The 15570-nt window shown below is 65.5% G+C and carries 9 protein-coding genes, 2 tRNA genes and 2 pseudogenes; 2 read left to right on the top strand and 11 right to left on the bottom strand.

Translation table 11 applies throughout. The features are described 5' to 3' along the window. Nucleotides 1-247 precede the first annotated feature (247 nt). From ACIGHN_RS08730 to cysM, 3 genes are all read right to left on the bottom strand, one after another. Complete coding sequence (locus ACIGHN_RS08730; protein WP_056167055.1) at nt 248-475, bottom strand: sulfurtransferase TusA family protein; 228 nt, start codon at nt 473-475, stop codon at nt 248-250. A 34-nt stretch (nt 476-509) separates the two neighbouring features. After that, entirely contained in the window at nt 510-1076 is a 567-nt protein-coding gene (locus tag ACIGHN_RS08725) for an NUDIX hydrolase (protein ID WP_396504050.1), read from the bottom strand. 94 nt (nt 1077-1170) lie between these two features. Beyond that, nucleotides 1171-2073 carry a cysteine synthase CysM gene (gene cysM, locus ACIGHN_RS08720; RefSeq protein ID WP_056167059.1) on the bottom strand — a complete coding sequence of 301 codons (903 nt, stop codon included), beginning with the start codon at nt 2071-2073 and terminating at the stop codon, nt 1171-1173. 40 nt (nt 2074-2113) lie between these two features. On the opposite strand from cysM, the gene ACIGHN_RS08715 reads away from it, so the two are divergent. Beyond that, nucleotides 2114-2198: transfer RNA gene (locus ACIGHN_RS08715), tRNA-Leu, on the top strand. Between the two features lie 601 nt (nt 2199-2799). Here ACIGHN_RS08715 and ACIGHN_RS08710 read toward each other — a convergent pair. Next, nucleotides 2800-7623: a tetratricopeptide repeat protein gene (locus tag ACIGHN_RS08710; protein ID WP_396504049.1), complete on the bottom strand. Its 4824-nt coding sequence runs from the start codon at nt 7621-7623 to the stop codon at nt 2800-2802. A 227-nt stretch (nt 7624-7850) separates the two neighbouring features. On the opposite strand from ACIGHN_RS08710, the gene ACIGHN_RS08705 reads away from it, so the two are divergent. Further along, on the top strand, nt 7851-8333 hold the full coding sequence (locus tag ACIGHN_RS08705; RefSeq protein WP_396504048.1) for a transposase: 483 nt from the start codon (nt 7851-7853) through the stop codon (nt 8331-8333). A 609-nt stretch (nt 8334-8942) separates the two neighbouring features. Here the strand turns inward: ACIGHN_RS08705 and ACIGHN_RS08700 are convergent. The 7 genes and pseudogenes from ACIGHN_RS08700 to cysS all read right to left on the bottom strand — a co-directional run. Further along, nucleotides 8943-9035: transfer RNA gene (locus ACIGHN_RS08700), tRNA-Ser, on the bottom strand. A 17-nt stretch (nt 9036-9052) separates the two neighbouring features. Beyond that, nucleotides 9053-9253 (bottom strand): annotated as a pseudogene (locus ACIGHN_RS08695) (ACT domain-containing protein); the annotation flags it as partial. Between the two features lie 133 nt (nt 9254-9386). Next, complete coding sequence (gene tilS, locus ACIGHN_RS08690) at nt 9387-10352, bottom strand: tRNA lysidine(34) synthetase TilS (RefSeq protein ID WP_396504047.1); 966 nt, start codon at nt 10350-10352, stop codon at nt 9387-9389. Nucleotides 10353-10541: 189 nt separating this feature from the next. Further along, nucleotides 10542-12393, bottom strand: a pseudogene (locus ACIGHN_RS08685) (methyl-accepting chemotaxis protein). A 169-nt stretch (nt 12394-12562) separates the two neighbouring features. Continuing rightward, complete coding sequence (locus ACIGHN_RS08680) at nt 12563-13540, bottom strand: acetyl-CoA carboxylase carboxyltransferase subunit alpha (RefSeq protein WP_056418804.1); 978 nt, start codon at nt 13538-13540, stop codon at nt 12563-12565. Between the two features lie 106 nt (nt 13541-13646). Further along, nucleotides 13647-14321 carry a DNA-3-methyladenine glycosylase family protein gene (locus tag ACIGHN_RS08675; RefSeq protein WP_396504046.1) on the bottom strand — a complete coding sequence of 225 codons (675 nt, stop codon included), beginning with the start codon at nt 14319-14321 and terminating at the stop codon, nt 13647-13649. Between the two features lie 47 nt (nt 14322-14368). Beyond that, nucleotides 14369-15570 (bottom strand): cysteine--tRNA ligase (cysS, locus tag ACIGHN_RS08670; protein WP_396504045.1); only part of this gene is annotated, 1202 nt, incomplete at its 5' end.

Raw genomic sequence — 15570 nt, 5'->3', positions numbered from 1 at the left:
ACCATCCCCCCCGCCCGTTCGGGCTGAGCCTGTCGAAGCCGGATACCGCACCTGCCCCGCGCCGCGAAAGCTGACCGGCGCCCAGTCACAACACCGTGCCTGCACAACAAAAAACCCTCTCCCAGCAAACGCTGCGAGAGGGTTTCTTTTGAATGGCCGGGCGTGCGCCCGTGGCCCCCAGCCCTGCACAGGACGCCCCGCGGCGTGAACCGCCTGCGGTGCCTCCGTGCGTGCGCCCGTCAGGGCGTCAACGCCGACGCAGCACGTGGATGTATTCCTCGCCCACCGTCTGCTGCTCCACCAGCTCATTGCCCGTCTGCTTGGCAAACGCCTGGAAGTCCCGCAGCGAGCCGCTGTCCGTCGCCACCACCTTGAGCAACTGGCCGCTGGCCATGTCCGCCAGCGCCTTCTTGGCCTTGAGGATGGGCAGGGGGCAGTTCAGGCCGCGCGTGTCGACTTCTTTGTGGATGTCCATGGTGTTGTGTCCGTATCTTGTCTTGTCTTGTGCTTCAGTCTTTGGGCGGCAGGTTCAGGCCTCGGCGGCGTTCTTCATTTTCTTCGGCCGTGAAGAACACCGGCGCGTGCCCGCGCGTACGCAGCCAGTCGGCCAGCGCATAGCCGGTGCCGGCAGGCCAGCATTTGAGCTCGCCCAGGTCATAGAACCGGTAATCCACCAGTTCGGGCGACAGCCGCACCTCGCCCTGCGCCACCACATGGTAGGCAATGATGACCTGGTTCATGCGCAGAAACTCGTACGCCCCCACCATGGTGGTGGACAGCACGTCGAGGTTGGTCTCTTCCTTCACCTCGCGCGCAATGCCTTCCTGCGGCGACTCGCCCGCTTCCATGAAGCCGGTGATCAGCGCAAACATCTTGGCCGGCCAGGCCGCGTTGCGCGCCAGCAGCACCCGGCCATCCACCTCCACGATGGCGGCCAGCACCGGCGTGGGGTTGTTCCAGTGCGTCCAGCCGCAGGCGGGGCAGCGCAGACGCTCCTTGTCGCCACCGTCTTCGGCCAGGGTGATCGGCTGCAGCGCAGTGCCGCAGTGGGTGCAGAAGCGGGTTTCGTAGTGCATATGCTCTTATTTTGATAGCTGTTGGCGCACGTTCATCCAGCGGTAGCGGCCATTTTCATTAAAAAGAAGGTCACGCAGCCGGCCTTCTTCCAGATCAGGCGGGGAAAACGCCGGTGGACAGGTAACGGTCGCCCCGGTCGCACACCACGAAGACGATCGTGGCGTTGCTGTCGCGCGCGGCGATCTGCTGCGCCACCCAGCAAGCCCCGGCGGCAGAAATGCCCGCAAAGATGCCCTCTTCGCGCGCCAGGCGGCGGCACATGTCTTCGGCGTTGTCCTGGTTCACGTACACCAGCTCGTCCACCGTGCTCGCGTCGTAGATCTTGGGCAGGTACTCCTGCGGCCACTTGCGGATGCCGGGGATGCGCGAGCCCTCTTCCGGCTGCGCGCCGATGATCTGGATGGCCGGGTTCTTCTCTTTGAGGAACCGCGACACACCGGTGATGGTGCCCGTGGTGCCCATCGCGCTCACGAAGTGCGTGATGCGTCCGCCGGTCTGCTCCCAGATCTCGGGGCCGGTGGTTTCGTAGTGGATGCGCGGGTTGTCCGGGTTGCCGAACTGGTCGAGCACCTTGCCCTCGCCGCGCTTTTGCATCGCCTCGGCCAGATCGCGCGCATGCTCCATGCCGCCGCTCTTGGGGGTGAGCACCAGCTCTGCGCCAAAGGCCTTCATGGTCTGGGCGCGCTCGATGGACAGGTCCTCGGGCATCACCAGCACCATGCGGTAGCCCTTGATCGCCGCCGCCATCGCCAGCGCGATGCCAGTATTGCCCGACGTGGCCTCGATCAGCGTGTCACCGGGCCGAATGTCGCCGCGTTCTTCGGCCCGGCGGATCATCGACAGGGCCGGCCGGTCCTTGACCGAGCCCGCCGGGTTGTTGCCCTCCAGCTTGCCCAGCACCACGTTGCCGCGCGCGGCGTTGTCCTGAGCCCCAATGCGCTGCAGCGCGACCAGCGGCGTGTTGCCAACCGCATCTTCAATCGTCGGATATTTCATGCGCCCTACTGTGCCATAATTTGCGGCTTCACGAATTCCAGCCCGGGTGGTGAAATTGGTAGACGCAGGGGACTCAAAATCCCCCGCCGCAAGGCGTGCCGGTTCGATTCCGGCCCCGGGCACCATCGACTAGTCCGGAAGAGTCCACACTCTTCCGGACTTTTTTATTTCTCCTTTGGAATCAGCATCTTAGCTGTCCACAGCCGTCCCAGCTAGTCCCCACGCATCCGCGCGATTTGGGGGCACATTTGGGGGCATGTTTTCCCAAATTGGGGGCACATTTATAGGCAGCACGCGCCCCCCGCAGGTGCCCCCAGCGGCGAAGCCAAAACAGCCTCGAAACGAGCGCTCAGCACCGCAGCTCGGTCCGCTTTCCGAAAGTCACGCAAAAAAACTTGCGCGCGATTGGACGGTCGGACCCACCCGGCTCACCCACCGCCTTGGGTGCCGTGACCAGTATTTGCACGCGGCAGCGGTTTCACTTCGCGGCAGGTGCGATTTGATGACGTGGGCCAAGCCTTCATCAATGAGTACGAAAGCACGTGGCGCAGCACCCTAGCCACCTATTCTTAACCCCACACCGGGCACCTGAACGTTGAAGACATCGAGCAGGTGTTGGACTGGGCCACAGCCCATGGCCACCGCACGGGCACCAACCCAGCCCGCTGGCGCAACCATCTGCAGCACATCCTGGCGGACAGAATCGAGGCGGCAAAACGGCCCGCGTCAAATTCTAGGCTGGTCGGCAATTCGATCGAGCGTCGCTTTGGCAATGTCGAGGGTTCGGTGGAATCGCGCGGGCTGGCGCTCGAACAGCGCGGTATAGATTTTCACTGCCTCGCGTGCGCATCTCAACGCCTCGGCCCTCGATACGGAGTCACCCTGCGCGGACAGGCGGACTGCAAGGTTGTTGAGCGACCCGGCCAGGTCAGGCAGATAAGCCGCGGGCTGGGCCTGCGCGAGCGTGCGATACGTCTCCGCAGCCTCGCGGGCGCATCTCAACGCCTCGGCCCTCGATTCGGCGTCGCCCTGCTCGGACAGGCGGACTGCAAGGTTGTTGAGCGACCCGGCCAGGTCAGGCAGATAAGCCGCGGGCTGGGCCTGCGCGAGCGTGCGGCGAATATCCACCGCCTCGAGGGCGCATCTCAACGCCTCGGCCCTCGATTCGGCGTCGCCCTGCTGGGACAGGTGGTTGGCAAGGTTGTCGAGCGACCCGGCCAGGTCAGGCGGATAAGCCGCGGGCTGAGCCTGCGCGAGCGTGCGGTACGTCTGCATCGCCTCACGTGCGCAACTCAACGCCTCGGCCCGCAAAGCGGCGTCGCCCTGCTCGGACAGGCGGTTGGCAAGGTTGTTGAGCGACCCTGCCAGGTCAGGCTGATAAGCCGCGGGCTGGGCCTGCGCGAGCGTGCGGTACGTCTGCATCGCCTCACGTGAGCAACTCAACGCTTCGGCCCTCGATTCAGCGTCACCCTGCTCGGACAGGCGGATGGCAAGGTTGTTGAGCGACATGGCCAGGTCAGGCTGATAAGCGGCGGGCTGAGCCTGCGCGAGCGTGCGGTACGTCTCCTCCGCCTCGCGGGCGCATCTCAACGCCTCGGCCCTCGATTCGGCGTCGCCCTGCTCGGACAGGCGGACTGCAAGGTTGTTGAGCGACCCGGCCAGGTCAGGCAGATAAGCCGCGGGCTGGGCCTGCGCGAGCGTGCGGCGAATATCCACCGCCTCGAGGGCGCATCTCAACGCCTCGGCCCTCGATTCGGCGTCGCCCTGCTGGGACAGGTGGTTGGCAAGGTTGTTGAGCGACCCGGCTAGGTCAGGCTGATAAGCCGCTGGCTGGGCCTGCGCGAGCGTGCGGCGAATAACCATCGCCTCGCGGGCGCATCTCAACGCCTCGGTCCGCGACTCGGCGTCGCCCTGCTGGGACAGGTGGTTGGCAAGGTTGTTGAGCGACCCGGCCAGGGCAGGCTGATAAGCCGCTGGCTGGGCCTGCGCGAGGGTGCGATACGTCTCCGCCGCCTCGCGTGCGCAGCGCAACGCCTCGGCCCGCGAAGCGGCGTCGCCCTGCTGGGACAGGTGGTTGGAAAGGTTGTTGAGCGACATGGCCAGGTCATGCCGATAAGCCGCGGGCTGAGCCTGCGCGAGCGTGCGGCGAATCTCCACCGCCTCGCGTGAGCATCTCAACGCCTCGGCCCGCGAAGCGGCGTCGCCCTGCTGAGACAGGCGGTTGGCAAGGTTGTTGAGCGACCCGGCCAGGGCAGGCTGATAAGCCGCAGGCTGGGCCTGCACGAGCGTGCGACGAATATCAACCGCCTCGCGGGCGCATCTCAACGCCTCGGCCAGCGAAGCGGCGTCGCCCTGCCCAGACAAGCGGTTGGCAAGGTTGTTGAGCGAAATAGCCAGGACAGGCAGATAAGCCGCTGGCTGGGCCTGCGCGAGCGTACGGCGAATCTCCACCGCCTCGCGGGCGCATCTTAACGCCTCGGCCCGCGAAGCGGCGTCGCCCTGCTCGGACAAGCGGATAGCAAGGTTGTTGAGCGACATGGCTAGGTCTGGCTGATAAGCCGCGGGTTGAGCCTGCGCGAGCGTGCGGTAGGTCTCCAACGCCTCGCGTGCGCAGCGCAACGCCTCGGCCCGCGAAGCGGCATCGCCAAGGGCCGAGAGCCCGATGGCCAGGTTATTAAGCGCGCCGGCGCGGCTGGCCTCATTGACGGCGGCATCCACTTTGCTGCGCCGGATATCGACCGTCAGCGCCAGCAGCGGCGTCGAATAGTCGGGCAGGTGCAGGCTGGGTGCAATGGCCTGTTGCACCTGCTGTGGCAGCGTCCGCCAAGCCTCTGTTATCGGGATGGTCAGAACCATGCCGTGCTGGTGTACCGCAGAGATGAGCTGTTGACCGTAATCGGCCCAGAGGGCAGCCAGGGCAGCCACCAAGCGCTGTGCGCCAAGGTCAAGCTTCGCCAAGTCCAGCGCCTCAGGCCACGCGCGCGGCCACAAGCGCGCCAGCACCGCTATTGCACGGGTGCGCCGCGCTTCTCCATGTCCAAAGACCAGGGCCAGCCAGACCGGGGCGCGATTGGCGCTTAGGCGTTCGAAGAGCAGGTGCTCAGCCAGCAAGTCGGGAGTAAGGGGGCCTATGCTGCTACCCTGACTTGGGTAAATGCGCGCCAAGGCGCGCACCCATTCTTCGGGTTGGGCAAATGCCAGTTGCTCGAGCGCTGCACCAAGCTCGGCCGATTCCAGCCCCTGCGAAAACGCCAGCAGTGCCAAGGCATCGGCCCAGTCGTCCCAGGCGCTGGCTATAGCCAGCGCGGGCGGGGCGTTGCGCTGCCAGTGTCTCCATTCACGACGCAACAGGGCTGCCAGCAGCGCATGGTCATGGCCCGGCCGTTCGCCGGAAAGTGCGGCTAGAGCGGCCAGATGCAGGTAGAGCGGCCGGGCAAAATCGGTCGATGTGAGGTCGGGCCGCCAGGGATAGTTAGGCTCTAACTCGCCGAGCGCCGTGGCGTAGTCGGACACGGCGGCGTCGAACGCCTGGGCTCGTTCCTCCGGCGCATTGGGCCAGTCGGGCACGGCGGTCAGGCCCAGGTTGGCAGGCCCAGGAGCCAGCAGCGCGGCCAGTTCAGTGTCGCATTCCGGCTGGCGTAACAGCTGATCCCACCAGTCAGTGCTGCGCGCCAGACACAGCATGTGCACCCGCGGGCCATCCGGCCGCTTCAATGCGTCGTCGAGCGCCTTTCGCAGCCAGCGCAGCAGCTCGGGCTGCCGTCCCTCGGCGTAGTCGACCACAAGCAGCAGTGGATGCCCGTGACCTAACAGCAACCTTTGCCATGCGTCCAGAGCTTCGGCGGGCGGTTTGGCAGGCAGCCACAGGCCAAGCCAACCGCGCGGCACGGTGCGCTGCAGCAGTTCAAGTGCGCTGCGAGTTTTGCCCACGCCCCCGGGGCCATGAATGACTTGCGTTGTCAGGCGCGGCAGGCCAGGTGCAGTAACAGCGGCCAGAACGCCTTCGATGAACGCATCTCGCGCAGGGTGAAAGCGCACAACCTGATCCTGCGCCGCCAACAGTGCCGCCGGGCCGAGCTGCCGCACATGCATCGCCGCCTGAGGCTTGGGCAGCTGCAAAAAATCAGGGGCATCGGTATCCCCTGGGGCGCAGCCCGCGTCCGCACTTGCGGGTGACTTGGGTGTCCGCTGCTGCACCCACGCAGCCTGCAGCTTAGCCTCATCCGGCGGCGCGTCCTGCCCAGTCAAGGTGCGCAGTAGCCGCACGCTCAAATGACGCTCCAGCGCTTGCAGCGTGGCTTCGGCGCAGTCCTTCCAAGTGTGGCTGAGCCGCAAGCGTTGGGCTAGCAGGACGGCATCGGCCTTGGCATCGGCCATGCGATCTCCCAGCTCAAGTAAGGCATTGGCCACCGCGGTGACGTCGCTGTCGGTGTGGGGCGCGGCGCCATCTCGGCTGCGTCGGCCGTCCACCGGCACCGCGCGCACACTGCGGCCCAGGCCGGCGCCCTGCCAATGCCCCTGCAGCAGCCGGTAGACGCCCGACTGCTGGCCGATGACCACGGGCACTTGGCAGGCGATGGCTTCCCACGCGACCAGCCCGAAGCCCTCGTGCCACGACGGCATCAACGCCACGCTGCTTCCGGCCAGATCGCTGAGGTACTGCAGTCGGTCTTCGGTATAGGGCTGCACGTCGCACTCGACCATGCATCGGGCTTCGTCCTCCGCTTCTTTCACCACTTGATCACGCTGTTCGGTTGGCACGCCCCTCATGCGCAGGCTGGGTGAGCGGTTCATTGCATGGCGATCATTGGCCCCCGACCTGCATTGGCCTACGGCACGACCAAAGCCGCGCACGCCCAGCATGGCCTGCTTAATTCGCTCGTCGTCGCTGCCGAGCCGTCCTCCCAAGAAGGCGATGAAGTTGGCCGGCGCCTGGTCGCTGATGGGTACCTGCAGCGGGTCCGGCTCGGCTAGGCCCGGCACCAGCATCGTCACCGACGAGTGTTTGGCGGGCGGCAGAATGTCGCGCAGGTGATCGGCCAGCATGGGGCCGACGGCCAGGCTAAGGTCGGCCTGGTGAAACAGTTCTCGCTGTGTCTTTTGCTTATCTGCCGCACCGTCGCCATCCTTCTTCACGTCCTGGTAGGCGCGGAAAGCCATGTGGTGGACCAGCACTGCAAAACTGCCAGGGAGAGCAGCGCGAAGCGCCAGCGCCAGCCCGCCGGTCTTGTCGTCATGTCCGAGCCACAGCACGGTGCCGGGATTGAGTGCTACACCAGATGCGGAGCGCACCTTCGCCAGCACGGCATCGGCCTGGTCGGCGAGTAGATCGGGTGTGGCGTTGCCCAGCGGCACCAGGCTGACGTGGTGGCGTCGGGCGTCCTCCTGGTCGTCGGCATCGGCCTGCGGAACCACGCAAACCAACTGGTAGTCACGGCGCGCGGCGATGCCCAGCGACCTCACCCATTCGACATTGAACGCGTTGATGCCGCCGTACCGCGGGCCCCAGGCTGTGGCCAGTGCCACCAAGCATGCATTTGGCTGCGCCATCGTCAACTCTCCTCTCGATTAGTTTTCGCTGACATCGTACTGGCAGGTTGATGCGGGCCTCGGCGAGACCCCGGACAGCCACGGAGCGCTAGGGCTGCGCTTGGAGTAAAACGGCCGAGCAGATTGAGGTCGGCCGCTAGCGATTCTTGACGGGCCGGTTGCAGTGAATCGCCCCGGCTGAACTAGACACCTTCGAGCCTCAAACCTGAGGCCCAATAGGAGGTACTATGACAAAGCAGCCATATCCCGAAGAGTTCAAGATCGAAGCGGTCAAGCAGATAACGGAGCGAGGCCACCGAGTAGCCGATGTATCCGCCCGGATCGGCGTGAGCCAGCACAGCCTGTACAAGTGGATCAAGGTCTATTCGGTGCCTGCGCCAGAACGACAGATGCAGACGTCCCAGACCGAGGAGCTGCGACGGCTGAAGGCTGAACTCAAGCGCGTGACCGAGGAGCGTGACCATAATCTGGTCAGCAGCATGAGCCGGCGTGGCAACTGCCACGACAACGCTGTGGCCGAGAGCTTCTTCCAACTGCTCAAGCGCGAACGCATCCGCAGGCGGGTCTATGCAACCCGTGATGACGCGAGAGCGGACGTCTTCAACTACATCGAAATGTTCTACAACTCACAGCGCCGTCATTCATCGGCGGCAGGACTATCCCCTGTAGAGTTCGAACAGCGACATTCCCAATGGCTCAAAAGTGTCTAGATAAGCCGGGGCGATTCAAACCGGGGCGATTCAAAGTGCCGACACTGCGCAACTTAGTTGTCCAGATGGCCAAGTGGCACGGTGAGTCAGGGTCGCTTGAAGAACTCAAGTACGAGCCCCGACCTGGTTCTGGAAAGGTCGTCTTCAATGTTCAGGGAAGCCTCACTTTTTATAGCGAACCCTACGCAGTATGCGAGGCATTCCCGGCACTTAAGTCAGGGGGGCGCTATTTCCGTCTCGAAGAGGTCAGGACGGAAGGCATGCCCAAAATGGCTTGAGCGCATGACGGTAGATCAGCTTTGAGGCTCCGTGCTCACGCACTTGACCGACCCAAGTATCTAAGCACAGGATGGGTCATCGCAGTTGATGCGCCCTATAAAGGGATCACGCAGACTTCAGGCGTCAGCAACGTACAGTGACTGTTCACAATCGCCAACACAGTCCGCCCGAAAATTTGAGGCGACCAGTCGCGGGAGCACTTGTGATCAAGCGACCCACTTGTCCAGTGACGTTCAACGAAAGCCAACATGCCATGGCATACCGAATGGCATACCAATTGAGCCAGAAAACAAAAAACCCCAAGTGAATCAATCACTTGGGGTTCTGGGTTGGCGGAAACGGAGGGATTCGAACCCTCGATGAGGCTCTACACCCCATACTCCCTTAGCAGGGGAGCACCTTCGGCCACTCGGTCACGTTTCCAATCCCACTATTATGCCTCATTTCGGAGGCGGTTCTGGCGGATCAGGCGTGTGCGGGTGCAGCTCGACGGCCTTGTGCAGGCTGCACGGCCAGCTCCACGTACTTTTCGTCGATCACGACCAAGGTCTTGATGTTGGCGGAGGAGATCATCTGGATGCTGATGCCTTCTTCGCTCAGCACGCAGAACGCCTTGCCGGCACGCCCACGTGGCTGCGCAGCAGAGCCCATCGAAGTGCGGCCGTGTTTGTGAAAGATCAAATGCCGCTGGATTTTGGGGTGTGACGAATCCGGGGACACGGCGCAGTGGTTGGGGAAGAACAGGTTTTGGCGCGCCGCCGCTTTTTGGACAGATCAGCGGACCAACACCTGGGGACTGCACCAATCGAGGTGGGCACCGTTTCGCACCACGAAGCCCCGCCCTACCTTGATGTGGATGCGGTGGCCCCGTGTGGTGCAGGCCGCGACCTGGCCCAGCAGCTCGTGGAGCTGCGCCGCGGCGGGCGTGGTCTGGTGGACGGTACGCAGCCAGTGCCGCAGCACGTTGGCCTGGCGTGCCCGACCCAGGCCCTGCAACAGCTGGATCGAGGGCGGCGTGCCCACCCGTTGCGCATCTTCGAGAGCCAGCTCGTCCAGCAGCTCTGCGGCCTGCGCTGCGTTCGATGCAGACCGCGCGAAGGTGTCGCGAAACGCGGGGAAGGCGGCCTCGAGGGCGGGAAGAAGCTGGGCGCGGATGCGGTTGCGGGTAAAGCGCTCGTCGGTGTTGGTGGGGTCTTCCACCCAGGTGCGGCCCTGGGCGCGCAGCCAGCGGCGGACATCGGCCGCGGACACCTGCAGCAGCGGGCGGTGCCACTGCAGGCCCGACCGCTCCCATTGCGCAGGCATGGCCGCCAGCCCTGCCACACCGGCGCCGCGCGACAGGGCCAGCAGGACGGTCTCGACCTGGTCGTCCGCATGCTGCGCCAATGCTATTGATTTAATAGCTGCTGGCGCTTGTGCATCCAGCGCTACCGCATCCAAAGCCTTGTACCTGGCCTGCCGGGCAGCGTCTTCGGGGCTTTGGCCGGGCGCGGGCCGAGCATCCAGGCGGCAGATGGTCAGCGGCACGTTCAGGTCCTGGCACAGGGCCACGCAGTGGTGCTCGAAACCGTCGGCCGCTGCCTGCAGCCCGTGGTGGACATGGACTGCGCGGACCTGGCCCGGCCAGCGCCGCGCGCACGCCAGCAGCAAGGCCGTGGAATCGGCACCGCCGCTCAGGCCCACGGCCACGGGGAGCGCAGGCGCGAAGGCCTGCATCGCAGCGTCGAAGGGCAAGGTCACGCCCAGCCCCTGGCCGGTGCAGCCGCCGTACACCCGCGGCGACCAGCACAGCCCACGACACCACGATTCACACGACAGCCATCCATGGTCGAATTATCACGGTGCCCAGTGCACCGCAGCACGAACGCAGCAAAACGCCGACGGCGCGAGCCGCTGCCAGCCGTGGACTGCAGCAGCCCTCGGCAGCCGTCAGCCGCCCGGAGGCGCCAGGCGCGGCGCTGCGTGCGCCGAATCGGTGGACAGCCGGAAGGTACCCACCACTTCGGACAGCCGCACCGACTGGTCCTTGAGGCTTTGCGCGGCGGCGGCGCTCTGCTCCACCAGGGCGGCGTTCTGCTGCGTCATCTGGTCCAGGTGCGCCACGGCCTGGCCGACCTCGCCGATGCTGGTGCTCTGCTCGTTGGTCGACGCAGTGATCTCGGCCATGATGTCCGTGACGCGCTGCACCGAGGTCACGATGTCGGTCATGGTGGTGCCGGCGTCGTGCACCAGCCGCGAGCCATTTTCGACCTGCTCGACCGACGTGTTGATCAGTGTCTTGATCTCGCGTGCAGCCTCGGCGCTGCGCTGCGCCAGGCTGCGCACCTCGCCCGCCACCACGGCGAAGCCCCGGCCCTGCTCGCCGGCACGCGCGGCCTCCACGGCCGCATTCAGCGCGAGGATGTTGGTCTGGAAGGCGATGCCGTCGATCACGCCGATGATGTCGTTGATCTTGCGCGAGGCCGCGTTGATCTTGTCCATGGTGGTCACCACGTTGCCCACCACCGCACCGCCATGCTGGGCCACGCTGGATGCCTGGGCGACGAGCTGGTTGGCCTGGCGGGCGGCATCGGCGTTCTGCCGTACGGTCTCGGTGAGCTGCTGCATCGACGCCGAGGTCTCCTGCAGGCTGGACGCGGTGAGTTCGGTGCGCCCGCTCAGGTCCTGGTTGCCGGTGGCGATCTCTTCGGCCGCCACGCGCACCGACCCGCTGGCCTCGCGGATCTGGCCCAGCACGCCCGAGAGCTTGCCGGCAAAGTTGTTGTAGCTCGACGCAATCTGCGCCAGCTCGTCCTCGCCGTGGGTGTCGATGCGGCGCGACAGGTCACCGTCGCCCTCGCCCACCTCGTGCATGGCATCGCGCACCTGCGTCAGGCGGCGCAGGCGCTGCGTCAGCACCGCTGCCAGCAGCGCGACCGCAATGGCCAACACCACGATGCTCGACACGACGGACGTGGTCAGCATGGCGCGGATGGGGGCCATGGCTTCGCTTTCATCGAGCGCCACCACCAGCATCCAGCTCGTGCCCGCAATGGGCACCACGGTGAGCAGCCGCTGGCGCCCGCCGATGTCGATGCCCAGCAGCTCCCGGCTTTTGGCGGCGGCCTGCAGCTTGTCGGACGTGAGGGCGGGCGCCAGGTCGCTCAGGGGCTTGAGTGTGAGCGCTGCATCAGGGTGGGCAATGATCTTGCCGTCGCTCGACGCCATGAAGCCGAAGCTCTGGGGGCGTGGGCCGCACCGATGCCACGGTGGCCACGACGGACTCCATGGACACATCGCCCGCAGCCACCCCCTTGAGGGCCGACCCCGCCCCCACGGGCGATGCGAAGGTGACGACCAGCTTGCCGTCGGATGCGGAGATGTAGGGCGGCGTGATGACCGGGCCGCCAGCCGCAGCGGCCTGCTTGTACCAGGGCCGGGCGGTCGGGTCATAGTCGGCCGGGAGGTTGCGCGTTTCCGAAAAGACGTATTTCTTGTCGGCAAAGCCGAAGTAGAAGGTGGAGAACTTGCCCGCGTCGCGCAGCAAGGCCAGTGTCTTGACCGGTTCGGGCTCGTCGAAGGCAGTGACGGAGGCCGCGACGATCAATGCCTTGCCACGCCCCCACTCCTCGATGGTTTCCACGTGGCTCTTGGCGGTAGCCAGGCTCTCTTCGATAAGGCTGTCCCGCGCCTGGCTGCGCGCCACCAGGAAATTGGCCACGGTCAGCACCAGCAGCGCCAGCACCAGGCAGGCCGACGACAGTGCAAGAATCTGGCCTTTGAGCGACTTGAGCAGCGACATGGACACTCCTGCATCCCCCGGTGGTGGGGGGCATTACCATGCTACATCCGGTTGCAACCTCCGCGCCAGAGGTTACACGCGCACCTACAGACCGCGTTGGCCCCAAACGACAGACGGCCCCGAAGGGCCGTCTTTGCGGGGCGCCGCCGCGCGGCGCTGCACCGGGGGATCAGCGGCTGTCCGCCTTGGTGTCGCTGAATCGGCCGTAGCTTTGCAGGCGCTCGTAGCGGCGGTCCAGCAGGTCCTTGACCTTGAGGTCGGCCACCTGGCGGTAGGCATCGCCCAAAGCACGCTTGAGGAAGGCCGACATCTGCTTGTGGTCGCGGTGGGCGCCGCCCACCGGCTCGCTCACGATCTTGTCCACCAGGCCCAGGGCCTTCAGGCGGTGGGCGGTGATGCCCAGCGCGTCGGCCGCTTCCTGGGCCTTGTCGCTGGTCTTCCAGAGGATGGACGCGCAGCCTTCGGGGCTGATGACGGAGTAGATCGCGTACTGCAGCATCACGACCTGATCGCCCACGCTGATGGCCAGCGCGCCGCCGGAGCCGCCTTCGCCGATGATGGTGGTGATGATGGGCACTTCCAGTTGCGCCATCTCGAAGATGTTGCGGCCGATCGCCTCGGACTGGCCGCGCTCTTCGGCATCGATGCCCGGATAGGCGCCGGGCGTGTCCACGAAGGTGAACACGGGCAGCTTGAACTTCTCGGCCGTCTTCATCAGGCGCAGGGCCTTGCGGTAGCCCTCGGGCTTGCTCATGCCGAAGTTGCGCGCAGCGCGCTCCTTGGTGTCGCGCCCCTTCTGGTGGCCCAGCACCATGCAGGCGTGGCCGTTGAAGCGCGCGAGGCCCCCCACGATGGACAGGTCGTCCGCATAGTGGCGGTCGCCGTGCAGCTCGACGAAGTCGGTGAAGATGTCGCGCACGTAGTCGAGTGTGTACGGACGCTCGGGGTGGCGGGCGATCTTGGTGATCTGCCAGGGCGACAGCTCGCTGTAGATGTCCTTGGTGAGCTGCTGGCTCTTCTTGCTGAGCTGGTCGATCTCTTCCGAGATGTCGACGGCACTTTCGGTCTGCACGTAGCGCAGTTCTTCAATTTTGGACTCGAGTTCCGCGATGGGCTGTTCGAAATCCAGAAAGGTCTTTTTCGCCAACGTTGTTCTCCTAAGGGCTCACGCCGGTGAGCGGCGGCCACGAATGGCCCGCACTGTAACCGACATGTAACGAGTTTGCATAAGCGCGTCAGGCGGCGTCAGCCGTTCAATAAGCCACCGGCAGGGGGTCGAGCGACCGCCAAATATACCAAGTTGCCACGCTGCTCCAGGGCTTCCAGGCTTCGGCCACTTCCCGCGCATCGCTGCGGCTGACCGGATCGCCCGAGAAATAGTTGTGGCTGATGCCGGCGATCAACCCCGGGTCGTCCAGGGGCAATACGTTGGGCCGCATCAGATAGAAGATGAGGAACATCTCGGCGGTCCACCGCCCGATGCCGCGGATGGCGACCAGCTCGGCAATGATGGCCTCGTCGTCCATGGCCGCCCAGTCCTTCACGTGGAGCTTGCCGCTCTCGAAGTGAATGGCCAGGTCCACGAGGTAGTCGACCTTGCGGGCCGACAGGCCCGCGGCGCGCATGTCGTCGATCTTGAGCTTGAGCACGCTGGCGGGCTTCATGCCGCGCGGCAGCAGCGCCACAAAACGCTCCCAGACGGCTTGCGCCGCGGTCACGGACACCTGCTGGCCCACGATGGAGCGCGCCAGCGTGACGAACGCGTCGCCCCGCGTGCGCAGCGCGGCGTCGCCGAACTGCGGGATCAGGCGCTTCATCACCCGGTCCTTCTTCACCAGGTGCTTGCAGGCCTCGGCCCAGTAATCCGGCGTGGCCAGCACCAACGGCGGCGCCGCGGCATCCGCCGCTATCTTTTTAGTAGCTGCCACCGCTTACCCCACGTGCGACAGGCGCATATTTCGCATCAGACACGGGCTCACTGCGCTGCTTCCCACGTGGTGCCGGCGGCGGAGTCCTTGAGGACGATGCCTTGCGCCAGCAGCGCCTGGCGGATGCGGTCCGCCTCGGCAAAGTTCTTGGCAGCCTTGGCGGCGGCGCGGGCGGCGATCTGCGCTTCGATGTCGGCACCGCTGGCACCGGCACCCGCCTGCAGGAAGTCCTTGGGGTCGCCCTGCAGAATCCCCAGGCAAGCGCCCAGGGCCTGGAGCAGACCGGCCAGTTCGGCCGACCGGGTCTTGTTGACCTCGCTGGCCAGGTCGAACAGAACGGCCACTGCCTCGGGCGTACCGAAGTCTTCGTCCATCGCTGCCTTGAAGCGGGCGGCGTAGGGGTTCGTCCAGTCGATGGCGGGGACTTGTGCAGGTGCCACCAGGCTCAATGCCGTATACAGGCGCTTCAGGGCCTGGCGGGCGTCGTCCAGGTGCGCATCGCTGTAGTTCAGCGCGCTGCGGTAGTGGGCGCGCACGATGAAAAAGCGCACCGTCTCCGCGTCGTAGGTCTTGAGCACGTCGCGGATGGTGAAGAAGTTGCCCAGGCTCTTGGACATCTTCTCGTTGTCCACGCGCACGAAGCCGTTGTGCACCCAGAATTTGGCCAGCGGCTTGCCGGTGGCGCCCTCGCTCTGGGCGATCTCGTTTTCGTGGTGTGGGAACTGCAGGTCGGCGCCGCCGCCGTGGATGTCGAAGGTCTCGCCCAGCGTGGCGCCGCACATGGCCGAGCACTCGATGTGCCAGCCGGGGCGGCCGGAGCCGAATTCGCTGTCCCACTTGGCCTCGGGCGGCTCCTCGGGCTTGGAGGACTTCCACAGCACGAAGTCGAGCGGGTCTTCCTTGCCGTCCAGCACGGCCACGCGCTCGCCGGCGCGCAGTTCATCGAGCGACTTGCCCGACAGCTTGCCGTAGCCGTCGAACTTGCGCACGGAGTAGTTCACGTCGCCATTGCTCGCGCGGTAGGCCAGGCCCTTGCCTTCCAGCTGGCCGATGAGCGAGAGCATCTGGGGCACGTACTCGGTGGCGCGGGGCTCGATCGAGGGCGGCTCGATGCCCAAGAGGCCGATGTCCTGGTGCATGGCCGCAATCATCTCGTCGGTGAGCTGGCGGATGGTGATGCCCCGCTCCAGCGCGCGCTTGATGATCTTGTCGTCGATGTCGGTGATGTTGCGCACGTAGGTCACGCGCA

Source organism: Acidovorax sp. NPDC077693, from assembly GCF_044542805.1.
Taxonomy (GTDB): domain Bacteria; phylum Pseudomonadota; class Gammaproteobacteria; order Burkholderiales; family Burkholderiaceae_C; genus Acidovorax.
Note: the sequence above shows the minus strand (reverse complement) of the source record. Positions and strands in the feature narration are given on the sequence as shown.